The organism is Embleya hyalina (genome assembly GCF_003967355.1).
GTDB classification, from domain to species: domain Bacteria; phylum Actinomycetota; class Actinomycetes; order Streptomycetales; family Streptomycetaceae; genus Embleya; species Embleya hyalina.
Genome location: NZ_BIFH01000020.1, coordinates 289003 through 310840, shown reverse-complemented (window position 1 = coordinate 310840; position 21838 = coordinate 289003). Strand labels below are relative to the sequence as shown.

Sequence of the window (21838 nt, the reverse complement as noted above, 5' to 3'; positions counted from 1 at the left end):
TTGGCTACCGATTACTACGAGGTCCTCGGGGTACGGCGCGACGCCACCCCGGAGGAAATCAAGAAGGCCTTCCGCCGGCTCGCTCGGGAGCTGCACCCGGACGTCAATCCGGACCCGAAGACGCAGGACCGGTTCAAGGAGATCAACAACGCCTACGAGGTCCTTTCGGACCCGCAGAAGCGTCAGATGTACGACCTCGGCGGCGACCCGCTGTCCTCCGGGGGCGGCGGGGGCGGTGGTGGCTTCGGCCAGGCCGGCTTCGGGTTCAGCGACATCATGGACGCGTTCTTCGGCCAGGCCAGCCAGCGCGGACCGCGCTCGCGCACGCGCCGCGGCCAGGACGCGATGATCCGGATCGAGATCACCCTCGAAGAGGCCGCGTTCGGCACCACCCGGGAGATCCAGGTGGACACCGCCGTCACGTGCAACACGTGCAACGGCGAGGGCGCGGCCCCGGGCACCACGGCGCAGACCTGCGACATGTGCCGCGGGCGGGGCGAGGTCAGCCAGGTCACCAAGTCGTTCCTGGGCCAGGTCATGACGTCGCGGCCGTGTCCGCAGTGTCAGGGCTTCGGCACCGTGGTCCCGCACCCGTGCCCCGAGTGCGCGGGCGACGGCCGCATCCGCGCGCGGCGCACGCTCACCGTCAAGATCCCGGCGGGCGTGGACAGCGGTACGCGGATCCAGCTCGCGGGCGAGGGCGAGGTCGGTCCCGGCGGCGGCCCGGCGGGCGATCTGTACGTGGAGATCGTCGAGGTCGCGCACGCCACCTTCCAGCGGCGGGGCGACGACCTGCACTGCACGGTCACCATCCCGATGACGGCGGCGTCGCTCGGCACGAAGGTGCCGCTGCAGACGCTGGACGGCACGGAGGAGATCGACATCCGCCCGGGTACCCAGTCGGGCCAGTCGATCCCGCTGCACGGGCGGGGCATCACCCACCTGCGCGGCGGCGGCCGAGGCGACCTGGTCGTGCACGTCGAGGTCCAGACGCCGAGCAAGCTCGACCCCGAGCAGGAGGAACTGCTCCGCCGGCTGGCCAAGCTGCGCGGCGAGGAACGCCCGTCGGGGCAGTTCACGCCGGGGCAGCAGGGGCTGTTCTCGCGCCTGAAGGACGCCTTCAACGGCCGGTAGCGGGCGCGAGGGAGCGCGGGTGGGGGCGGTGGTGCACCGTCCTCGAACGCCGCACGGACCGGCATCGGTCGCCGTCCGGCGGCCGGCCCCCGCTCGCCTGCGGCGGGCGGTCGTCGCACGCCGGACGGACCGGCTTCGCGCGGGTCCGGCGGTCGAGCCTGCGGTGGTGTCCTCGAGCGGGTGACCCGTCCCGGCACGCCCGGCGCGGGGGAGGACTCGCCTCGACTCCCGGAAACCGCGGGCGGCCCCGGATCGCGGGCTCGACCGAAGTCGGCCCGTCCGGGGTGTGGGATCCCCGTGACCGCGACCTCATCCCCCGAGCACGGCCGAACCCGGCCCTTCCGGCGGGCGAGGACGCTCGCCGCGGGCGTTCCGGGACCGCGGCTTCGGCCACCGAAAGCGACCACGCCCGACCCGTCCGGCGTTCGAAAGACGCTCGCCGCGGACGTTCGGGGCCGCGGGCCCGAGGGCGTGGGGGCGGCCTAGGCTTGGGTGGGTGACGGGTGCCCAGTCGATCGAGGGAACGGGGAGCATGATGCCGACGAACGCCGATCCGACCCGACTGACCGAACTGCCGATCGTGCAGGCGCCGATGGCCGGTGCGAGTGGGCCCGCGCTGGCGGCGGCGGTCGGGCGTGCCGGCGGCCTCGGGTTTCTCGCGGCCGGGTATCGGTCGGCCGCGGCGTTGGGCGCCGAGATCGAGGAACTGCGTTCGCTGCTCGGCGACGTGCCGTTCGGGGTCAACGCGTTCATGCCGCAGCCCCCGCCCACCCGCGCCGAGGACGAGCTCACCGCGCGCTACGCCCGCTCGCTGGCCCGGGCCGCCGCGCGGTACGGCGGCACCGTCGGCACCCCCGCGCCGGGCGTCGAGCGCGACGACTGGGACGCCAAGCTCGACCTCCTCCTGGCCCGTCCCGTCCCGGTGGTGAGCTTCACCTTCGGCCTGCCCGACATCGAGGCGGTCGCCGCGCTGCGGGCGGCCGGGACGCTTACCGTCGCCACCGTCACCACCCCCCAGGAGGCCCGGCTCGCCGTCGCGCACGGCGTGGACGCGCTGTGCGTCCAGGGCGGCGAGGCCGGCGGCCACCAGGGCAGCTTCGACAATCCCGCCGCCCCCGCCCCGTACGGCCTGCTCACGCTGCTCACCCTGATCGCCGCCGAGACCGACCTCCCGCTGATCGCCGCCGGCGGCCTGATGACCGGCCGGCAGATCGAGGCCGTCCGGCTCGCCGGGGCCAGCGCCGCCCAACTGGGCACCGCCTTCCTCCGCGGCCCGGAAAGCGTCGCCTCGACCGCGCACAAGGCCGCGCTCGGCGACCCCGCCTTCGAGCGCAGCGTGCTCACTCGCGCCTTCTCCGGCCGCTGGGCGCGGGGGCTGTACAACGGCTTCGCCGCCCGCCACGAGGCCGAGGCCCCCGGGGTCTACCCGTACGTCCACCACCTGGTCGCGCCGATCCGCAAGGCCGCCGCCGCGCGTGGCGAGGCCGACGGCCTGGCCCTGTGGGCCGGTCAGGGCTGGCGCCTCGCCCGCGAGGAGCCGGCCGCCGAGGTGATCCACCGGCTCGTCGACGAGATGGCCGCAGCCCGAAAGGCATGCGCTTGAGCGCCCCCGTCTTCCTCGCCCCCGGCGACACGATCCGGCACGGCCGGCAGGTCGTCCTGGACGGAGCCGAGGGCCGGCACGCCGTCACGGTGCGCCGACTGGCGGCCGGTGAGCCGATCGTCCTCGCCGACGGTGCCGGGCTGGCCGTGTACGGCACGGTCAACCGCACCGAGGGCAAGGACACGCTCTACATCGACGTCGACTCACGCACCGAGGAACCCGCTCCCGCGCCCCGGATCGTGGTGGTCCAGGCGCTGCCCAAGGGCGATCGCGGCGAACTGGCGGTGGAGACGACGACCGAGGTCGGCGTCGACGTGATCGTGCCGTGGACCGCCGCCCGCTGCATCACCCAGTGGAAGGGCGAGCGCGGGGCCAAGGCGCTGGCCAAGTGGCGCGCCACCGCGCGCGAGGCGGGCAAGCAGGCCCGTCGGCTGCACCTGCCCGAGGTCACCGAGCCGATGAGCACCCGGCAGGTGACCGCGCTGCTGGCGACCGCCTCGTTCGCGGGCGTCCTGCACGAGGCGGCGACCGAGCCGATCGCGACCGCCGCCATCCCGAGCGAGGGCGACCTGGTCCTGGTGGTCGGCCCCGAGGGCGGGATCACCCCGGACGAGCTGGCCGCGTTCACCGCCGTCGGCGCGACCGCCTACCGACTCGGCCCGACCGTGCTGCGCACCTCCACGGCAGGCGTCTCGGCCGCCTCGGTGCTCCTGGCCCACGCCGGCCGCTGGAGCTGAGTCGCCCGGCCGGCCCGCGCGAGCGGGGTGTTCACCCCACTACGATCGGGGACGACCGCTCGTGATCGACACGGACCCGATGGAGGCACCCATGGCTGCGGGGGAACCCCAGGCCGACTGCCTGTTCTGCAAGATCCTCGCCGGCGACGTCCCGGCCACGATCGTCCACGAGACCAAGGACGTGGTGGCCTTCCGCGACATCAACCCGCAGGCACCCACACACATCCTCGTCATCCCGCGCGCGCACTACGCCAACGCCGGCGAGCTGGGCGCCGAGGCCCCCGAGCTGGCCGGCGCGCTGCTGGCCGAGGCCGCCGTGATCGCGACCGCCGAGGACATCGCCGACTCGGGCTACCGGATCGTCTTCAACACCGGCGCCGGCGCCGGCCAGACCGTCTTCCACGTACACGCCCACCTCCTCGGCGGCCGCGGGCTGAGCTGGCCTCCCGGTTAGGCGTACGTGTCCACCAGGGAGTTCGTCGTCCTCGGCACCGCGAGCCAGGCCCCGACGCGGCAGCGCAACCACAACGGCTACCTGCTGCGCTGGGACGGCGAGGGGCTGCTGTTCGACCCGGGCGAGGGCACCCAGCGCCAGATGTTGCACGCCGGCGTGGCCGCGCACGACATCACCCGGATCTGCGTCACGCACTTCCACGGTGACCACTGCCTCGGCCTGCCCGGCGTGCTCCAGCGGCTCTCGCTCGACCGCGTCCCGCACCCGGTGACCGCCTACTTCCCGGCCAGCGGGCAACACTGGTTCGACCGACTGCACCACGCGACCGCCTTCCACGAGGCCGCCGTGCCGATCGAGCACCCGCTCGCGGGCGAGCACGTCCACATCCCCGCCGGGCCGTTCACGCTGGAGGCACGCCGCCTGTCCCACCCGGTCGAGTCCTACGGCTACCGCGTGGTCGAGCCGGACGGCCGCCGGATACTGCCCGAGCGTCTCGCCGCGCACGGCGTGGCCGGGCCCGACGTGGGCCGACTCCAGCGCGAGGGCCGGATCGGCGGGGTGACCCTGGAGCAGGTGAGCGTGCCCCGTCCCGGGCAGAAGTTCGCCTTCGTGATGGACACCCGGCGCTGCGCGGCCGCGGTCGAGCTGGCCCGGGACGTCGATCTGCTCGTGTGCGAGTCCACCTTCGCCGACGCCGACGCCGAGCTCGCGTACGAGGTCGGCCACCTCACCGCCCGCGAGGCGGCGGCCATCGCGGCCGAGGCGGGCGCGCGGCAACTGGTGCTCACCCACTTCTCGCAGCGCTACCCCGACGTGGGCCCGCTCCTGGACCAGGCCCGCGAGGTGTTCCCGGACACCGTCGCCGCCCACGACCTGGACCGGATCACGATCCCGCGCCGCCGGCCGGCGCCGGAATAATCCCGAAGTTCGCGGGGGCCGGAGAGTTACCATTGAGCAGCATCGAACCGCTTCCCGAGCACGGAAATGAGGCGTGATCAGGCCGCCAAGGCCGCCCATGGCTCCCACGACGAACGCGCGAGGCGCGAGCTCCGAGAACACCCCGCGGGCCGACTCCCGGGCAACTCCGACCGCGCAGGCCCAGGCGAAGATCACGATCCCCGCCAAGCATCCGATGGTGGCGCTCCTCGGTTCCGGCGACTCGTTCCTGCGAGTGGTCGAGCAGGGCTTCCCCGAGGTCGACATCCACGTCCGCGGCAACGAGGTCACCGCCTCCGGCAACGAGGCCGAGGTCGCCCTCGTCCGCCGGCTCTTCGACGAACTCCTGGTCATCGTCCGCACCGGCCAGCCGCTCAACGAGGAGGCCGTGGAGCGCTCGGTGGCGATGGTCCGCTCGAACGACGGACACGGTCCCGCCGAGGTGATGACCCTCAACATCCTGTCCAACCGCGGCCGCACGATCCGTCCCAAGACGCTCAACCAGAAGAGCTACGTGGACGCGATCGACGAGCACACCATCGTGTTCGGACTCGGCCCGGCGGGCACCGGCAAGACCTACCTCGCGATGGCGAAGGCCGTCCAGGCCCTCCAGTCCAAGCAGGTCACCCGGATCATCCTGACCCGGCCCGCGGTCGAGGCGGGCGAACGCCTCGGCTTCCTGCCCGGCACCCTCTACGAGAAGATCGACCCGTACCTGCGCCCGCTCTACGACGCGCTGCACGACATGATCGACCCCGACTCCATCCCACGCCTGATGGCCGCGGGCACCATCGAGGTCGCCCCACTCGCCTACATGCGCGGCCGGACGCTCAACGACGCGTTCATCATTCTCGACGAGGCGCAGAACACCTCGGCCGAGCAGATGAAGATGTTCCTGACCCGGCTCGGGTTCGGCTCGCGCATGGTGGTCACCGGGGACACCACCCAGGTCGACCTGCCCGGCGGCACCCAGTCGGGGCTGCGGGTGGTGCAGGAGATCCTGCGCGGCGTGGACGATATCGCGTTCTGCAGTCTCACCAGCGATGATGTGGTCCGACACAAGCTCGTCGGCCGGATCGTGGACGCGTACGCGCGCTACGACATCCAAGTCGAGGCGGACGGGCGGCCGAACGGCGACGGCTCCGGAAACGGTGACGTGCCCAGGTCGCGCGGCCGGCGGCCGATCGACAAGAACGGCCGCGGCAAGCACACAGTGAACATGCAGACAGTGGAACGGGAAGTGAACTGAGGGCCATGTCCATCGACATCGCCAACGAGTCCGGGACGGGGGTGGACGAACACGCGATCGTGGACGTCGCCCGATGGACCCTGGACCGTATGCGCATCCATCCACTGGCGGAACTGTCCGTGGTCATCGTGGACGAACCCGCGATGGAGCAACTGCACATCCAATGGATGGACCTGCCCGGTCCGACCGACGTGATGTCCTTCCCGATGGACGAGCTGCGTCCGGGCAAGGCCGACGAGGATCCCCCGCAGGGGCTGCTCGGCGACGTCGTGCTGTGCCCGACCGTCGCCGAGCGCCAGGGTGCGGCGGCCGGCCACACCATGGACGACGAGCTGCACCTGCTCACCGTGCACGGCGTGCTGCACCTGCTCGGCTACGACCACGCGGAGCCCGACGAGGAGCGCGAGATGTTCGCGCTGCAGAAGGAACTGCTCGAATCCTGGCGGGAGGCCCGCCGCGCCGCGGACGACCGCGGATGAGCCGGCCACGGGATATCCCCGCCCCCGGCCGAGCACGCGTCGGGGGCGGCAGTGCCCGCTGACAGCGTGGTGCGCCTCGTGGTCGGCGCGATCGTCCTGGTCGTGGTGGCCGGTCTCTTCGCGTGCCTGGAGACCGCCCTCTCGCGCATCTCGCGAGTCCGCGCAGAGGAACTGGTCCGCGCCGAACGCCGAGGCGCCAAGCGACTGCTGACGGTGGTTCAGGATCCCGCCCGGTACCTCAACCTGGCCCTGCTCGTGCGGGTCGCGTGCGAGTTGTCGGCGGCGGTGCTGGTCACCGTGGTGTGCGTGGACGACTTCGACGAGACCTGGCAGGCCGTACTGGTCACCATCGGCATCATGGTCGTGGTGTCCTACGTCGCCGTCGGAGTCTCCCCGCGCACCGTCGGCCGGCAACACCCCGTCACGGTGGCCACGATCGGTGCGCCCGTGCTGTTCGGGCTCGCGCGGGTGCTCGGGCCGCTGCCGAAGCTGCTGATCCTGCTCGGCAACGCGCTCACCCCCGGCAAGGGTTTCCGCGAGGGGCCGTTCGCCTCCGAGGCGGAGCTGCGCGCGTTCGTGGACCTCGCCGAGAAGGACTCGTTGATCGAGGACGACGAGCGCGAGATGTTGCACTCGGTGCTGCAACTGGGCGACACGATCGTGCGCGAGGTGATGGTGCCGCGCCCGGACATGGTCTTCATCGAGCGGCACAAGACGCTGCGGCAGGCGATGTCGCTGGCGCTGCGCAGCGGCTACTCGCGGATCCCGGTGATCGGCGAGAACGAGGACGACGTGGTCGGCATCGTCTTCCTCAAGGACCTGGCCCGGCGCAGCACGATGGGCGATCCGGGCTGGGCCAAGGAGAGCGTCGACTCGATCATGCGCCCCGCGACCTTCGTGCCGGACAGCAAGCCGGCCGACGACCTGCTGCGCGAGATGCAGTTCGAGCGCACGCACATGGTCGTGGTGGTCGACGAGTACGGCGGAACCGCCGGCCTGGTCACCATCGAGGACATCCTGGAGGAGATCGTCGGCGAGATCACCGACGAGTACGACACCGAGACCGCGCCGGTCGAGCCGCTGCCCGACGGCGCGTTCCGGGTCACCGCCCGGCTGCCCGTGGACGAGTTGGGCGAGCTGTTCGGGCTCGAACTCGACGACGAGGACGTGGAGACCGTGGGCGGCCTGCTGGCCAAGGCGCTGGGCCGGGTGCCGATCCCGGGCGCGACGGCGGTGGTCGAGGGGCTGCGGCTGGTCGCGGAGAGTCCGTCGGGGCGGCGCAACCGGGTCGGCACCATCGTGGTGCGCCGGATCAAGCGGGGCGAGGAGCACCCGGCGAAGCCCGCCGAGGGGGGTTCCGCGACCGAGCGGAACCGGTGACGTCCGGTCGGCGGGGGCGGTGACGACGGCTCGGTGGACCGGTCCGGACCGGTCCACCGGGCATCGGCGGTGGCAAGTTACTGTGTCGGCATTCGTACCGCGCCGAACAGGAGAGCCCCCGTGAGCGCCGAGACGCCCGAGTTCGTCGTCGACCCCGAGGACGCCAAGATCGTCACGCTGGCCCGGGCCACCCGGGCGCGCAACGGGGCCGACGAGGGGGCCGCGGTACGGGACGAGACCGGGCGCACCTACACCGCGTCGACGGTCGCGCTGCCCTCGCTGGAGCTGTCCGCGCTGCGCACGGCGGTCGCGATGGCCGTCGCGGGCGGCGCGCGCGGCCTGGAGGCGGCGGCGATCGTCGGGACCGACGACACCGTGACCGAGGCCGACCGGGACGCGGTGCGCGACCTCGGCGGCGCCGGCACGCCGATCCTGTCCGCCGGTCCGGACGCGGTCGTGCGCACGATCGTGACGGTCTGAGGCCGCCCCCGGGCCCGCCTCCCCCCGGCCGGCGCGACCGCGACCGACCCGCGCGGCGAGGAACGCTCGCGGCTTGAGCGACAATGTCACCCATGAGTGATCGCCCCAACCCCTCCGCACCCGTCCACCGCTCGGGCTTCGCGTGCTTCGTGGGCCGCCCCAACGCCGGCAAGTCCACCCTGACGAACGCGCTGGTGGGCACCAAGGTGGCGATCACGTCGGGCCGCCCCCAGACCACCCGGCACACGGTGCGCGGCATCGTGCACCGCCCCGACGGCCAGCTCGTCCTGGTCGACACCCCCGGCCTGCACAAGCCGCGCACCCTGCTCGGCCAGCGGCTCAACGACCTGGTCCGGGCCACCTGGGCGGAGGTCGACGTGATCGGCTTCTGCATCCCGGCCGATCAGAAGGTCGGTCCCGGCGACCGTTTCATCGCGGCCGAGCTGGCCGAGGCCAAGCGCACGCCCAAGGTCGCGATCGTCACCAAGACCGACCTCGTGGACCCGCAGACGCTGGTCCAGCAGTTGCTCGCGGTGCAGAAGATGGGCGAGGACGTCGGCATCGAGTGGGCCGAGATCATCCCGGTCTCCGCGGTCGGCGACAGCCAGGTGACCCTGGTCGCCGACCTGCTGATGCCGCTGCTGCCGGCCGGCCCGCCGCTGTACCCGGACGGCGAGCTGACCGACGAGCCCGAGATGGTGATGGCCGCGGAGCTGATCCGCGAGGCGGCGCTCGAAGGTGTGCGCGACGAACTGCCGCACTCGCTCGCGGTGGTCATCGAGGAGATGATCCCGCGCGAGGACCGGCCCGCCGACAAGCCGCTGCTCGACGTGCACGCGAACCTCTACGTCGAGCGGCCCAGCCAGAAGGCGATCGTCATCGGGCACAAGGGCGGGCGGCTCAAGGACGTGGGCACGCGCGCCCGCAAGCAGATCGAGGCGCTGCTCGGGACGCCCGTCTACCTGGACCTTCACGTGAAGGTGGCCAAGGACTGGCAGCGCGACCCCAAGCAGCTGCGCAAGCTCGGTTTCTGACCCCGAGCCCGCCCTCGCAATCCCGCCCGAAGGGGCGGGTCAGCGGCCGTAGGGGCCGGACTGGTTCCGCTTCGAGGTCATCAGGACGAACCCGGCGGCGGCGATCGCGATCACCGCTCCGGCGAGCACCATCCACAGGCCCGCCTCGACCTTGAGCGTGACGTCCGATTGTTCGAGCAGCCGCTTGTATTGGTCCTTCTTGTCGCTCGGGACGTCTTCCTTCAGCATGGGTAGCCGGTACTTGTCCGCGACGTTCCAGATGGCGAAGCCGAGGGCGACCAGGGCCGGGACGCCGGCTCCGGCCGAGGCCACGGCCTTGCGCGTGGCGATGCCGGCGGCGAACAGGAGTACGGCCACGATCCCGGCCGCGAGAGTCCACTTTCCGTCGCCGTCGAGGCCCTTGATCGTGTCGCTGTCACCCTTGGCGCCGATCCAGGCCAGGCACGAGCCGATCGCCACGATCACCGCGCCGACCGCGCCCGCGATCGCCCCCGGTCCGAACGACGGAAGCCCGCCGCCCGCGCCGCCTCCGCCCGGCGCGGGCGGCGGGTATCCACCGGGCTGCTGTCCGTACCCGGGCTGCTGTCCGTACGGGTTCGGCTGTTGCCCGTAGGCCGGCGGCTGTTGTCCGTATTGCGGCGGCTGCTGGCCGTATTGCGGGGGCGGCTGCTGTCCGTATCCGCCCTGCTGGGGCTGCTGTCCGTAGCCCGGACCGCCCTGCTGGGGGTATCCGCCAGGCCCGCCCTGGCCCGGTTGTGGTCCGTACGGACCCTGGTTGTAGTCGCTCATGGGGAGTGAGCGTAGGAGCATCGCGCCCATCGGGGGGAGGGGGCCGGCCGAAAAGATCACATGTGTTCGTATGACGGACGCCGTCTCGACGTCTTCGACCGGTCGGGTATGGTTGCCGACATCATGCGTCAGTGGCTGCTTCTCCTTAGCCGCCGCGCCGGGGGCTCATCCCTCTGACAGAGGTCAGACCGGCTCCCCCGTCGCGGGGATAGAGGCATGTCCGCACGTCGGAGCCTCCGGGATGTCGTTCCTCCCGTCGCCGGCCCATCTGCTCTCGCCGCAGTCCTTCCTCGCGTTCAGGAGACCAAGCCGCATGCCTTCCGTGAATCGCTCCACCCCGATCACCGCCGCGTCCGTGACCCAGCAGCCGTCCGGGATGCCGATCCACAAGTACCAGCCGTTCCGGGGCGTCGACCTGCCGGACCGCACCTGGCCGTCGAAGACGATCACCGTCGCCCCGCGCTGGCTGTCCACCGACCTGCGCGACGGCAACCAGGCGCTGATCGACCCGATGAGCCCGGCTCGCAAGCGCACCATGTTCGACCTGCTGGTGCGGATGGGCTACAAGGAGATCGAGGTCGGCTTCCCGGCCGCCTCGCAGACCGACTTCGACTTCATCCGCTCGATCATCGAGGAGGGCGCGGTACCGGACGACGTCACCATCTCGGTACTGACCCAGGCCCGTGAAGAGCTGATCGAGCGCACCGTGGAGTCGCTGATCGGCGCGCCCAAGGCCACGGTCCACCTCTACAACGCGACCGCGCCGACCTTCCGCCGCGTGGTCTTCAACGTCGACCGCGACCAGTGCAGGGCGATCGCGGTGACCGGCACCGAGCACGTGATGCGCTACGCCGAGAAGCACCTGGGCGAGGAGACCGCGTTCGGCTACGAGTACTCGCCCGAGATCTTCATCGACACGGAGCCGGACTTCGCGCTGGAGGTCTGCGAGTCGGTGATGGACGTATGGCAGCCGGAGGCCGGTCGCGAGATCACGCTGAACCTGCCCGCGACGATCGAGCGTTCGACGCCGAACGTGTACGCGGACCAGATCGAGTGGATGAGCCGCAACCTGACCCGCCGCGAGTTCATCGCCCTGTCGGTGCACCCGCACAACGACCGCGGCGCCGCGGTGGCCGCGACCGAGCTGGCCGTGATGGCCGGTGCCGACCGGGTCGAGGGCTGCCTGTTCGGGCACGGCGAGCGCACCGGCAACGTGGACCTGGTCACGCTGGGGATGAACCTGTTCAGCCAGGGCGTGGACCCGATGATCGACTTCTCCGAGATCGACGAGATCCGGCGCACCGTCGAATACTGCACGCAGCTGCCGGTGCACCCGCGCCACCCGTACGCGGGCGACCTGGTCTACACCGCGTTCTCCGGCTCGCACCAGGACGCGATCAAGAAGGGCCTGGAGATCCTGGAGCGGGACGCGGCGGCGGCCGGCAAGTCGGTCGAGGAGATCGAGTGGGCGGTGCCGTACCTGCCCATCGACCCCAAGGACGTCGGCCGCACCTACGAGGCCGTGATCCGGGTGAACAGCCAGTCCGGCAAGGGCGGCGTCGCGTACGTGCTCAAGGCGGACCACCGGATGGACCTGCCGCGGCGCGCGCAGATCGAGTTCTCCCGGATCATCCAGACCAAGACCGATGCCGAGGGCGGCGAGGTGACGCCGGCTCAGATCTGGGCGGTGTTCCGGGACGAGTACCTGCCCACCCCCGACGCCCCGTGGGGCCGGCTGGCGCTGCGCGGCCACCGTACGGTCTCCGGCGCGGACGGCAAGGACGTGCTCACCGTCGAGCTGAGCGTGGACGGCGAGGCGCAGACGCTGGAGGCGATCGGCAACGGTCCGATCGACGCCTTCGTCCGGGCTCTGGGCGGGCTGGGCTTCGACACCCGGGTGCTGGACTACAGCGAGCACGCGATGAGCGGCGGCGAGGACGCGCGGGCCGCGGCCTACGTCGAGTGCGCGGTCGACGGCCGGGTGCTGTGGGGCATCGGCGTGAACGAGAACATCGTGCGCGCGTCGCTGGAGGCCGTGGTGAGCGCGGTGAACCGGGCCGCCCGCGGGTGACCTCGACGCGGTGAGGCGAGACGACGGCGGTTCCCGGGCGACCGGGGGCCGCCGTTCTCGTCGTGTCCGGCCGGTTCGACGCCATTCCCCATTTAACTCGGCTGAGTTAAAGTGCGGCCCTCTACTCCAGGGAGGGCTCTGCCATGACGTCATCCACCGCCCCCGGTACCCCCGCCGCGCCCGCCGCCCCCGGGCGCGGTCGGATCGCCGACCGCGGCCTGATGCCGGGACCGCGACCGCTGCGCCGGCTACCCGAGGGCGTCGGGTCCGAGCCGTACACCCGGTTCGAACTCGTCCCGTACGGCGACCTGATCGGCGCCGAGATCCGCGGCGTCTCGCTCGCCGAACCGGTGGGCCCCGAACTGTTCGCCGAACTCGACCGCGCCCTGCTCGAATGGAAGGTGCTGTTCTTTCGGGACCAGCCGATCACCCCCGCGCAGCACTGCGCCTTCGCCCGCCTGTGGGGCGAGTTGGAGGTGCACCCCTTCCTCGGGCAGGGGGACGTGCCCGAGGTGGTGCGATTCGCCAAGGACGCCGCCTCGGTGGGCGTGGAGAACATCTGGCACACCGACGTCACCTGGCGCGAACGGCCCGCGCTCGGCTCGGTGTTGCGCGCGGTCGAGGTGCCCGAGCGGGGCGGTGACACGGTCTGGGCGGACATGGGCGCCGCCTACGACGCGCTGCCGGCCGACCTGAAGGAGCGACTGGCCGGCCTGACCGCCGTGCACGACTTCACCCTGGCCTTCGGGCACGGTCTCGACGCCGAGCAACTGGCGGCCAGGCGCCGGGAGTTCCCGCCGGTGGAGCACCCCGTGGTGCGCACCCACCCCGTGACCGGTCGACGCACGCTGTTCGTCAACGGGATCTTCACCGACCACATCGTCGGGCTGCCCGAGGCGGAGAGCGAGGAACTGCTCGGGGTGCTGTTCCGGCAGGCGATGACGCCCGAGTACCAGGTCCGGCTGCGCTGGGCGCCGGACACGGTCGCCTTCTGGGACAACCGGGCCACCCAGCACTACGCGGTCAACGACTACCACCCGCACGTGCGGGTGATGGAGCGCGCGGCGATCCTGGGCGACCGGCCCTACTGACGTCCGTCGGCCCCTGCCGATCCTCGCCGACCCGATCGGCTCCGATGCAGGTCAGCCCCGTTCCGCGCCGGGAAAAAGTAACCATCTGTCCGCTTTCGATGACGCTTCGTGAAATTCGTGGCAGCATCGAAGCAGGCGGGCAGAAGGCTCTCCGCCGCGCGGGACGCAGGGGGCGGCACCATGTTCTTCGTCGTGGGCATCCGGACCATCCGATCGGCGATCGGTGACGGCGAGTTCCACTGTCCGGCGTGCGGAGGCGATCGGCGCTTTCGCAAGGGCGGCGGTCGGCGTCGGCTCGTGCTGTTCGGCGTCGCGCTGATCCCGCTCGGGCGGGCCGGCTCCGGCGTCGAGTGCGCGGTGTGCTGCACCCGGCACGACGTCGCGGTCCTCGAGACGCCGACCGCCCGGGCGCTGACCCTGCTCCTGCGCGAGGCGGTGCGCACGCTGGTGGTGGCCGTGGTGGCCGCCGTCGACGACGAGCCGCAGGAGGTGGACGCGGTCCGTGCGGCGGCGGTCGAGGCGGTGCGGGCCGCCGGCATGCCGAGCTACGACGCGTGCGCGCTCGCCGTCGACGTCGGCGCGCACCTGCCCCAGGACACCGCGTGGGCGCTCGCCGAGATCGCCCCGCACCTCGCCGTCGCCGGGCGCGAGCACCTGGTCGGCGTCGCGGCCCGGGTGGCGCTGGCCTGCGGGGCGTACGACCCGGCGCATCGGGTGATCCTGTACCACGCCGGCGACCAACTCGGGCTCGGCCGCGCCCGCGTCGACCACGTGCTCGCGGGCCCGTGACCCGCGGGCCCGCGAGGGGACCGGCCGACGCGGTACGTCGGCCGCGCGCGGCACAATGGGAGCATGAGCCTCCTCCGTGACGAGGGTGTCGTGTTGCGAGCCCAGAAGTTGGGTGAGGCCGACCGCATCATCACCCTGTTGACCCGCGACCACGGGATAGTGCGCGCCGTGGCGCGCGGGGTGCGCAAGACCAAGTCCAAGTTCGGCGCCCGGGTGGAGCCGTTCGCCCACGTCGACGTCCAGTTCTTCACCCGGGGCAGCGACTTCCCCGGGCGCGGCCTGCCGATCATCACGCAGGCCGAGACCCTGGGCGCGTACGGCGGTCGGCTCGCGCTCGACTACGCCGCGTACACCTCGGGCACGGCGATCCTGGAGACCGCCGAGCGCCTGACCGACCACGAGCGCGGCCAGCCCGCGTTGCAGCAATACCTGCTGCTGATCGGCGCGCTGCGCACGCTGGCGTCGGGCACCCACGAGCCCGGTCTGGTCCTCGACGCGTTCCTGCTGCGCTCGCTCGCGGTGGCCGGCTACGCGCCGAGTTTCGCCGACTGCGCCCGCTGCGGCCTGGACGGACCGAACCGGTTCTTCACCGTCCAGGGCGGCGGGACGGTGTGCGGCGACTGCCGGCCGGCCGGATCCGTCGTACCCTCACCCGAGACCCTTTCCCTGCTCGGTGCGCTGTTGACCGGCGACTGGGGCCGAGCCGACGCGAGCGAGCCGCGGCACCGGCGCGAGGGCAGCGGCCTGGTGGCCGCGTATCTGCAATGGCACCTGGAGCGGGGTATCCGCTCGTTGAGATTGGTGGAGAGATCGTGAGTCAGTCGCGTGGCCGCTTCGGCCTGTTCCCCCGCCGTCGGCGGGCCGAGTCGGCGCCCGCCCGGGCCGCTCGCGAGCAGCGGCACTACCGCGACCCCAAGCCGCACGCCGAGGGCGCGCTGCCGCCGGACATCCCGGCCGATCTGGTGCCCAGGCATGTCGCGCTGGTGATGGACGGCAACGGCCGCTGGGCCAAGGAGCGCGGCCTGGCCCGCACCGACGGGCACACCGCGGGCGAGGCGTCGTTGTTCGACGTGGTCGAGGGCGCCGCCCAGATCGGCGTCAAGTACGTCTCCGCGTACGCGTTCTCCACCGAGAACTGGAAGCGCTCGCCCGAGGAGGTGCGCTTCCTGATGGGCTTCAACATCGACACGATCCACCGCCGGATCGACGAGATGGACGAACTCGGTGTGCGGATCCGCTGGTGCGGCCGGCGACCCCGGTTGTGGGCGAGCGTGATCAAGGAGTTGGAGATCGCCGAGGAGCGCACCAAGGACAACACCCGCCTGACCCTGGCGATGTGCATCAACTACGGCGGACGGGCCGAGATCGCGGACGCCGCCGCGCTGATCGCCGAGGACGTCAAGGCGGGCCGGCTCGACCCGAAGAAGGTCGACGAGAAGACGTTCGCCAAGTATCTCGACGAACCGGACATGCCGGATGTCGATCTGTTCATCCGCTCCTCCGGTGAGCAGCGCACCTCCAACTTCCTGCTGTGGCAGTCCGCCTACGCCGAGATGGTCTTCCTCGACGTGTTGTGGCCGGACTTCGACCGGCGGCACATGTGGCAGGCGTGCGAGACGTACGCGTCGCGCGACCGCCGCTACGGCGGCGCGCTGCCGAACGCGGTCACCGCGCCGGAACCGGTGTCGTCGGGCTCCTGAGACTCGGGCTCCCGGGTCTCGGGCCCGAGGCCCGGGTCTCGGGCCCTTGGGCTCGACGGCCCGAAATGCCGGTTCTCGGCCGGCCGACTCCCGAAGTCGCGACTGCCGAAGCGTGAAAGCTTCGCAAAGCGGGGTGTGGAGCGAGCGGCGGCGTCGCGATCGATGCGAACATGAACGTCATGTTCGAAAAGAGCGCGCCGCCGCGCCCCGCCGCCGCCGCTCGGGTGGCGCCCCCGCCACTCCGTGGCGCCGAGTCGTCGGCCGCGACCGCCGGGTCCGCGGCACCCGGTCGCCCGCCCGCCGAGCGGTGGCGGCCGGGCCAACTCGAATTCTTCGTACTCGCCCTGCTCGTGCTGCTGTTCGCGCAGCCGTGGATCGTGGATCGGCTCGGCACGCCCGCGGTGCAGACCTGGGCCACCGTGTTCGTCGCGATCTCCGTCCAGGCGCTGCCGTTCCTGGTTCTGGGCACCCTGCTGTCCGCCGCGATCACCGCGTTCGTACCGCCCTCGGTGTTCACCAAGGTGCTGCCCGAACGACAAGCCCTCGCGGTGCCGGTCGCGGGCGCCGCCGGGGCGATCCTGCCGGGCTGCGAGTGCGCGTCGGTGCCGGTGGCCGGCGGGCTCATGGCGCGCGGGGTCGCGCCCGCCGCGGCGCTGGCGTTCCTGCTGTCCTCGCCCGCGATCAACCCGATCGTGCTGACCGCGACCGCGGTCGCCTTCCCCAAGCAGCCCGAGATGGTGCTCGCCCGCTTCGTCGCCTCGCTCGGCACGGCGGTGCTGATGGGCTGGTTGTGGGCCCGGTTCGGCCGGCCGGAGTGGATCAAGCCCATGCGCCGTCCGCACGATCACGGCGGCAACGGCAGGTGGGAGAACTTCCGGCTCGCGCTCCAGCACGACTTCCTGCACGCGGGCGGCTTCCTGGTGGTCGGCGCGATCACCGCCGCGACGCTCAACGTCACGGTGCCCAAGCACGTGATCGACGCGGTCTCCGGCTCGCCCTGGTTCGCGGTGCTCGCGCTGGCCTTCCTGGCCGTGGTGCTCGCGGTGTGCTCGGAGGCGGACGCGTTCGTGGCGGCGAGCCTGCTCGGCTTCTCGCCGACCGCGAAACTGGCCTTCATGGTGGTCGGCCCGATGGTGGACGTGAAGCTGATCGCGCTCCAGTCGGGCACCTTCGGGCGCGGTTTCGCGGCCCGGTTCTCCTCGGCGACGTTCGTGGTGGCGATCGTCGCGAGCTACGTCGTCGGATGGTGGTTGTTGTGAGGCGGGACGTTCAGGCGGTGTTGTTGATCCTGATCGGCGGCGCGCTGCTGCGGATCTCGTTGACCGACATGTATCTGCGCTACGTCAAGGACGGCCTGCGGCCCGCGCTGATCGCGGCGGGCGCGATCCTGCTCCTGGTCGGCCTGGTCTCGGCGGTCCGGGACGGGATCCAGCGGCGGGCGGTGGAACCGGCGGCGGACGCCGGGCACGCGCACGCGGCGGACGGGGAGCCCGTCGCGCCCGCCCCGGCGGCCGACGAGGCCGGGCACGGGCACGACCACTCGGCGGGCCCGCGCGCGGCCTGGCTGCTGTGTCTGCCGGTGCTCGCGCTGTTCCTGATCGCGCCGCCCGCGCTGGGGTCGTACACCGCCTCGCGCTCGGACAACGTGGTGGCCAAGCCGGCCGCCGCGAACAACGACGCCGGCTTTCCCGCGCTGCCGCCGGGGGACCCGCTGCCGATGACCCTGGCCGATTTCCTGATCCGCTCGGTGTGGGACACCGCCGCGCCGCTGAAGGACCGCGACGTCCAGCTCACCGGCTTCGTCACACCCGGCAAGAGCGCGGGCACCTGGTACGTGACCCGGATGGTGATCAGCTGCTGCGCGGCCGACGCGTTCGCGCGCAAGATCGAGGTGCACGGCGCCGCGGCCCCGCCGACCGACTCGTGGGTGACGGTCACCGGCCGCTGGCTGCCCAACGGCCAGGTCCAGGCCGACGACGCGATGCCGGCGCTGACCGCGGCCAAGGTCGATCGGGTGCCGACTCCGAAGGAGCCGTACGAGTAGGCGTTGTGACGATGTCACCGTCCCGTCACCGCCGCGTTCGCGTCCTGCGAGCGCGGCGGTGCGGCAAGATCCGTTCCCCTACCGTGAGTTCGCGGACGGATCGCCTGGGGAGGACGATCCGCCGAGCCATCGGGGGGAATCGTCATGGGCTGGGGAATTCGTCGTGCCGCCGTCGCGGCGGCCGTCGTGGGCGTACTCGTATCGGGTGCGACCGCGTGTCAAAAGCAGGACCGGGGAGCGGACGCCGACCGGAAGGGAAAGACGAGCGAGCCGGTCGGGACCGCCGATACGGACGGCAGGGCCGGCGACGGGGATCTCCGGGTCGAGGGGGTGTTCCTGACCGTCACGCCCGGCACCCTGGCCGGCGTCCGGTGCAGGACCGCGTTCATGGAGACGTACATCGGCACGATCACCTTCGCCGACGGGCACCGGGGCGGCCGGATCACCATCTCCTACGGCGGATCCTCCGGCGGCATGAAGCAGGAGGAGATCGACGTGCCCGCGGGCAAGAAGTCGATCACCAAGACGTTCGCCTACTCGGAGTTCCTGTCCGGCGGTTCGATCGCGGCCGGGCAGCTCAACGTGCTGAAGCCGAACCCGGTCGGCTCGGCCACGGTGCGGCCCACGGGCACGTGCTCCGAGGGCGGGACGTGGGGCGGCACCACGACCGGGGGCGGCGGCTGGTAGCCGAGGCCGATCCGGGCGGGGTCAGCCCGGCGTGTCGGCGCACTGGGCGCACGTGCCGAAGATCTCCAGTTCGTGGGAGACGTCGCCGAAGCCGTGTTCGGCGGCGATCCGGTTCGCCCAGCGCTCGACCGCCGGGCCCTCGACCTCGACGGTGCGGCCGCAGGAGCGGCAGACCAGGTGGTGGTGGTGCCCACGGCTGCATCGACGGTAGACCGACTCGCCGTCCTGGGTGCGCAGGACGTCGACCTCGTCCGCGTCCGCCAGCGCCTGGAGGGTGCGGTACACCGTGGTCAGACCGACCGCCTCGCCGCGCTGCTTGAGCAGGTCGTGCAGATCCTGCGCACTGCGGAAGTCCTCGATCTCGTCGAGGAGCGCGGAGACGGCGGCACGCTGCCGGGTGGACCTACCCCGAACCGGGCTCGTGCCGTGGGCGGTGGTCACCTGGGTGCCTCCTCGATGGGTGCGGGCCGGACGACGACGCTGGGTGCCTGCCCCGCCATTGTGCCGGCGCCGGGGACCTCCGCGTCCACACGCACGTCGTCGATCCGAGGCGGGTCCACCTCCCCCGCCGCCGCCTCCGCGCGTCGGGCCCGGCGCCGATTCAACGGCGTCGCGAGCACTCCCACCAGAACGAACAGCCCGATCGCGAGCAACACGATGGTGGCCCCGGGCGGCGCGTCGACGTAGTACGTCAGCGCGGTGCCGGAGACCGAGACCAGCACGCCGACCACGATCGCGAGCGCCGCGGTCATCGAGAACGTGCGGGAGAGCTGCTGCGCGACCGCGACCGGGACCACCATCAGCGCGCTGACCAGAAGCAGGCCCACCACCCGCATCGCGACCGTGACGGTGACCGCGGCGGTGACCGCGAGCAGCAGGTTCAGCGCACGCACCGGCAGCCCGGTGACCCGGGCGAAGTCCTCGTCCTGGCACACGGTGAACAGCGCGCGGCGCAGCCCGAGGGTGACCGCGAGCACGGCCACGGCCAGGATCGTGATCACCCGGATGTCCTCGGGCGAGACCGAGGTCAGCGAGCCGAACAGGTACGACTGGAGATTGGCGTTCGAGCCCTCGGGGGCCAGGTTGATCAGCATCACCCCGCCCGCGATGCCGCCGTAGAACAGCACCGAGAGCGCGACGTCGCCGCTGACCCGGCTGCGCTCGCGGATCAGTTCGATCAACACCGCGCCGACCGACGCGGTGAGCACCGCGGTGAGCACGGGGGAGGTGCTGAGCAGAAAGCCGAGACCCACACCCGTGAGCGCGACGTGCCCGATGCCGTCGCCCATGAACGCCTGCCGGCGCTGCACGAGGTATACGCCGACGGCGGGCGCGGTCATGCCCACGAGCAGGGCCGCGAGCAGCGCGCGCTGCATGAAGGGGAAGTCCAGGATCGTCACGAGAGCAGTCCCATCCCGGCGTGGCGCGCGGTGTGATCGTCGTGCGGGTGTACGTGGTCGTGGCCGGGCAGCGCGTGCTGCCCGACCGCGCGCGGCGGCGGTCCGTCGTGGCACACGCAGCCCTCGCGCAGCACCACGGCACGATCGATCAGCGGCTCGAGGGGGCCGAGTTCGTGCAGGACGAGCAGCACCGCCCGGCCCTGCTCCTGCTGTCCGCGCAGGGTGCCGGCCAGTACCTCCTGGCTGCGCAGGTCCACGCCGGCCATCGGCTCGTCCATGATCAGCAGGTCGGGGCGGCGGGCCAGGGCGCGGGCGATCAGCACCCGCTGCTGCTGGCCGCCGGACAGGTGGGCGATGCCGTCGCGGGCGCGGTCGCGCATGCCGACCGCGTCGAGCGCCGCGTCCACCGCGGCCCGCCCCTCGCGGCCCGGCCCGAACAGCCGGCGGCCGTCGAGCAGGCCCGAGGCGACCACCTCGCGCACACTCGCGGGCACACCCGCCGCCGCCGTGGTGCGCTGCGGTACGTAGCCGATCCGGGACCAGTCGCGAAAACGCGCGAACGGGGTGCCGAACAGCTCGATCGTGCCGCCGGTGAGCGGGACCAGGCCGACCAGGGTGCGCACCAGCGTGGACTTGCCCGAGCCGTTGGCGCCGAGCAGCGCGACCACCTCGCCGGGGCGCACGGTCAGGTCCACTCCGCGCAGCACCGGTCGGCCGCCGAGGGAGGCGGTGCCGCCGATCAACCGGGCGACCGGCGTCCGAGGTTCCGTCATGAGCAGCCCAGCCCCTTCCGCAGCGCGTCCAGGTTGGCGCGCATCACCGAGAAGTAATCGTCGTGGGCCTCGTCTTTTATGCCCTCGAGCGGGTCCAGGACCGCGGTCTGCACACGCAGGTCCTCGGCGAGCGTCTTGGCGGTCTTGGGCTCGGCGAGGGTCTCGAAGAAGATCGTGGTCACCCCCCGGTCCCGGGCCAGGCGCTGGATGTCGGCCCGCCGGGCGGGGGAGGGCTCCGACTCCGGGTTGACGCCGTTCACCGCGATCTGGTTCAGGTGGTAACGCTCCGCGACATAGCCGAAGGCGGCGTGGCTGGTCACCACGTCCCTGCGGGCGCAGGTGGCCAGGCCGGCGGTGAACTCGCCGTCGAGGGTCTTCAGCCGGGTCACCAGCGCCGCGGCGCGCTCGCGGTAGTCGGCCGCGTTGCCCGGGTCGGCGCCGGCGAGCGATTCGCCCACGCCGGTCGCGATCGCGGCCAGCCGGGTCGGGTCGAGCCACACGTGCGGGTCGCCGTGTTCGGCGTCGGCGTGGTCGTGGCCCGCGTGCTCGTCCTCGGCGCCGTGTACCTCGGTGCCGTGCTCCTCCAGCGGGGCGAACCGGCTCGCCTCGGCGACGTGCTTCGGCTTGTTCTGCGAGATCGCCTTGTCCACGGCGGGCTGCAGGCCCTTGAGGTAGACCACCAGGTCGGCCTGCGAGACGGCGCCGACCTGCTTGGGGGTCAGCTCCAGGTCGTGCGGCTCGGCCCCGGCCCTGGTCAGGTTGGTCACCTTCACGTGCGGGCCGCCGACCTGCTGTGCGACGAATTTCATCGGGTAGAACGCGGCGATCACCCGCACCTTCGCACCCGCCCCGGTGTCCGCCTTCGCGTCGTCGGTGCCGGCGCATCCGGTGAGCAGCAGCGCGGATGCGGCGGCGGTCGCGAGCAGGGCGACCGGGGCGGAGCGGCGTATCTTCATGACAATGATTCTCAACTAGAATGACAATCGTTGTCAATAATACGGGTTTGGG

General features: G+C 72.1%; 23 protein-coding genes. 18 read left to right on the top strand and 5 right to left on the bottom strand.

Going from position 1 to position 21838, the window contains the following annotated elements; genetic code table 11:
• From dnaJ to era, 10 genes are all read left to right on the top strand, one after another.
• A complete protein-coding gene (gene dnaJ / locus EMA17_RS20390; protein WP_126638496.1) occupies nt 1–1134 on the top strand; it encodes a molecular chaperone DnaJ in 1134 nt (377 codons plus the stop codon).
• A gap of 535 nt (nt 1135–1669) precedes the next feature.
• Nucleotides 1670–2737 carry an NAD(P)H-dependent flavin oxidoreductase gene (locus EMA17_RS20385; RefSeq protein WP_126638563.1) on the top strand — a complete coding sequence of 356 codons (1068 nt, stop codon included), beginning with the start codon at nt 1670–1672 and terminating at the stop codon, nt 2735–2737.
• Nucleotides 2734–3474, top strand: coding sequence for a 16S rRNA (uracil(1498)-N(3))-methyltransferase (locus EMA17_RS20380; RefSeq protein ID WP_126638495.1), 741 nt, complete (start codon nt 2734–2736; stop codon nt 3472–3474). The genes EMA17_RS20385 and EMA17_RS20380 overlap by 4 nt, the downstream gene beginning before the upstream one ends.
• Nucleotides 3475–3565: 91 nt before the next feature.
• Nucleotides 3566–3928, top strand: coding sequence for a histidine triad nucleotide-binding protein (locus EMA17_RS20375; RefSeq protein ID WP_126638494.1), 363 nt, complete (start codon nt 3566–3568; stop codon nt 3926–3928).
• 6 nt (nt 3929–3934) lie between these two features.
• Complete coding sequence (locus EMA17_RS20370; RefSeq protein WP_126638493.1) at nt 3935–4846, top strand: ribonuclease Z; 912 nt, start codon at nt 3935–3937, stop codon at nt 4844–4846.
• Between the two features lie 214 nt (nt 4847–5060).
• Nucleotides 5061–6113 carry a PhoH family protein gene (locus EMA17_RS20365; protein ID WP_246126789.1) on the top strand — a complete coding sequence of 351 codons (1053 nt, stop codon included), beginning with the start codon at nt 5061–5063 and terminating at the stop codon, nt 6111–6113.
• 5 nt (nt 6114–6118) lie between these two features.
• Nucleotides 6119–6592, top strand: a complete 474-nt coding sequence (ybeY, locus tag EMA17_RS20360; protein WP_078977380.1) for an rRNA maturation RNase YbeY — start codon at nt 6119–6121, stop codon at nt 6590–6592.
• Nucleotides 6593–6643: 51 nt separating this feature from the next.
• Nucleotides 6644–7972, top strand: coding sequence for a hemolysin family protein (locus tag EMA17_RS20355; RefSeq protein ID WP_246126779.1), 1329 nt, complete (start codon nt 6644–6646; stop codon nt 7970–7972).
• A gap of 120 nt (nt 7973–8092) precedes the next feature.
• On the top strand, nt 8093–8452 hold the full coding sequence (locus tag EMA17_RS20350; RefSeq protein WP_126638491.1) for a cytidine deaminase-like protein: 360 nt from the start codon (nt 8093–8095) through the stop codon (nt 8450–8452).
• An 83-nt stretch (nt 8453–8535) separates the two neighbouring features.
• Nucleotides 8536–9486 (top strand): GTPase Era, encoded by a 951-nt coding sequence (era, locus tag EMA17_RS20345; RefSeq protein WP_126638490.1) that lies wholly within the window; start codon nt 8536–8538, stop codon nt 9484–9486.
• Between the two features lie 39 nt (nt 9487–9525).
• Here the strand turns inward: era and EMA17_RS53135 are convergent, their stop codons facing one another.
• Nucleotides 9526–10275, bottom strand: a complete 750-nt coding sequence (locus EMA17_RS53135) for a hypothetical protein (RefSeq protein ID WP_176605552.1) — start codon at nt 10273–10275, stop codon at nt 9526–9528.
• A gap of 313 nt (nt 10276–10588) precedes the next feature.
• On the opposite strand from EMA17_RS53135, the gene leuA reads away from it, so the two are divergent.
• From leuA to EMA17_RS20300, 8 genes are all read left to right on the top strand, one after another.
• Nucleotides 10589–12346: a 2-isopropylmalate synthase gene (gene leuA, locus EMA17_RS20335; protein ID WP_126638489.1), complete on the top strand. Its 1758-nt coding sequence runs from the start codon at nt 10589–10591 to the stop codon at nt 12344–12346.
• A 143-nt stretch (nt 12347–12489) separates the two neighbouring features.
• Nucleotides 12490–13437: a TauD/TfdA dioxygenase family protein gene (locus EMA17_RS20330; RefSeq protein WP_126638488.1), complete on the top strand. Its 948-nt coding sequence runs from the start codon at nt 12490–12492 to the stop codon at nt 13435–13437.
• Between the two features lie 117 nt (nt 13438–13554).
• A complete protein-coding gene (locus EMA17_RS20325; protein WP_126638487.1) occupies nt 13555–14226 on the top strand; it encodes a TerB family tellurite resistance protein in 672 nt (223 codons plus the stop codon).
• Nucleotides 14227–14289: 63 nt separating this feature from the next.
• Nucleotides 14290–15042: a DNA repair protein RecO gene (recO, locus tag EMA17_RS20320; protein WP_126638486.1), complete on the top strand. Its 753-nt coding sequence runs from the start codon at nt 14290–14292 to the stop codon at nt 15040–15042.
• Entirely contained in the window at nt 15039–15926 is an 888-nt protein-coding gene (locus EMA17_RS20315) for an isoprenyl transferase (protein WP_126638485.1), read from the top strand. The genes recO and EMA17_RS20315 overlap by 4 nt, the downstream gene beginning before the upstream one ends.
• Before the next feature lie 170 nt (nt 15927–16096).
• Nucleotides 16097–17185, top strand: a complete 1089-nt coding sequence (locus EMA17_RS20310; protein WP_126638484.1) for a permease — start codon at nt 16097–16099, stop codon at nt 17183–17185.
• Nucleotides 17182–17970, top strand: coding sequence for a TIGR03943 family putative permease subunit (locus EMA17_RS20305; protein WP_126638483.1), 789 nt, complete (start codon nt 17182–17184; stop codon nt 17968–17970). The genes EMA17_RS20310 and EMA17_RS20305 overlap by 4 nt, the downstream gene beginning before the upstream one ends.
• 144 nt (nt 17971–18114) lie before the next feature.
• On the top strand, nt 18115–18657 hold the full coding sequence (locus EMA17_RS20300) for a hypothetical protein (protein ID WP_126638482.1): 543 nt from the start codon (nt 18115–18117) through the stop codon (nt 18655–18657).
• A gap of 21 nt (nt 18658–18678) precedes the next feature.
• On the opposite strand, the gene EMA17_RS20295 is transcribed toward EMA17_RS20300, so the two are convergent.
• The 4 genes from EMA17_RS20295 to EMA17_RS20280 are packed head-to-tail and all read right to left on the bottom strand — an operon-like array spanning nt 18679 to nt 21786.
• Nucleotides 18679–19098: a Fur family transcriptional regulator gene (locus EMA17_RS20295; RefSeq protein ID WP_126638481.1), complete on the bottom strand. Its 420-nt coding sequence runs from the start codon at nt 19096–19098 to the stop codon at nt 18679–18681.
• The gene (locus EMA17_RS20290) at nt 19095–20057 is read right to left on the bottom strand and encodes a metal ABC transporter permease (protein WP_126638480.1); all 963 of its coding nucleotides are present in this window, start codon (nt 20055–20057) and stop codon (nt 19095–19097) included. The genes EMA17_RS20295 and EMA17_RS20290 overlap by 4 nt, the downstream gene beginning before the upstream one ends.
• Nucleotides 20054–20830, bottom strand: coding sequence for a metal ABC transporter ATP-binding protein (locus EMA17_RS20285; protein WP_126638479.1), 777 nt, complete (start codon nt 20828–20830; stop codon nt 20054–20056). The genes EMA17_RS20290 and EMA17_RS20285 overlap by 4 nt, the downstream gene beginning before the upstream one ends.
• Nucleotides 20827–21786 (bottom strand): metal ABC transporter substrate-binding protein, encoded by a 960-nt coding sequence (locus tag EMA17_RS20280; protein ID WP_126638478.1) that lies wholly within the window; start codon nt 21784–21786, stop codon nt 20827–20829. Before EMA17_RS20280 ends, EMA17_RS20285 begins: the two co-directional genes overlap by 4 nt.
• Between the last annotated feature and the right edge of the window lie 52 nt (nt 21787–21838).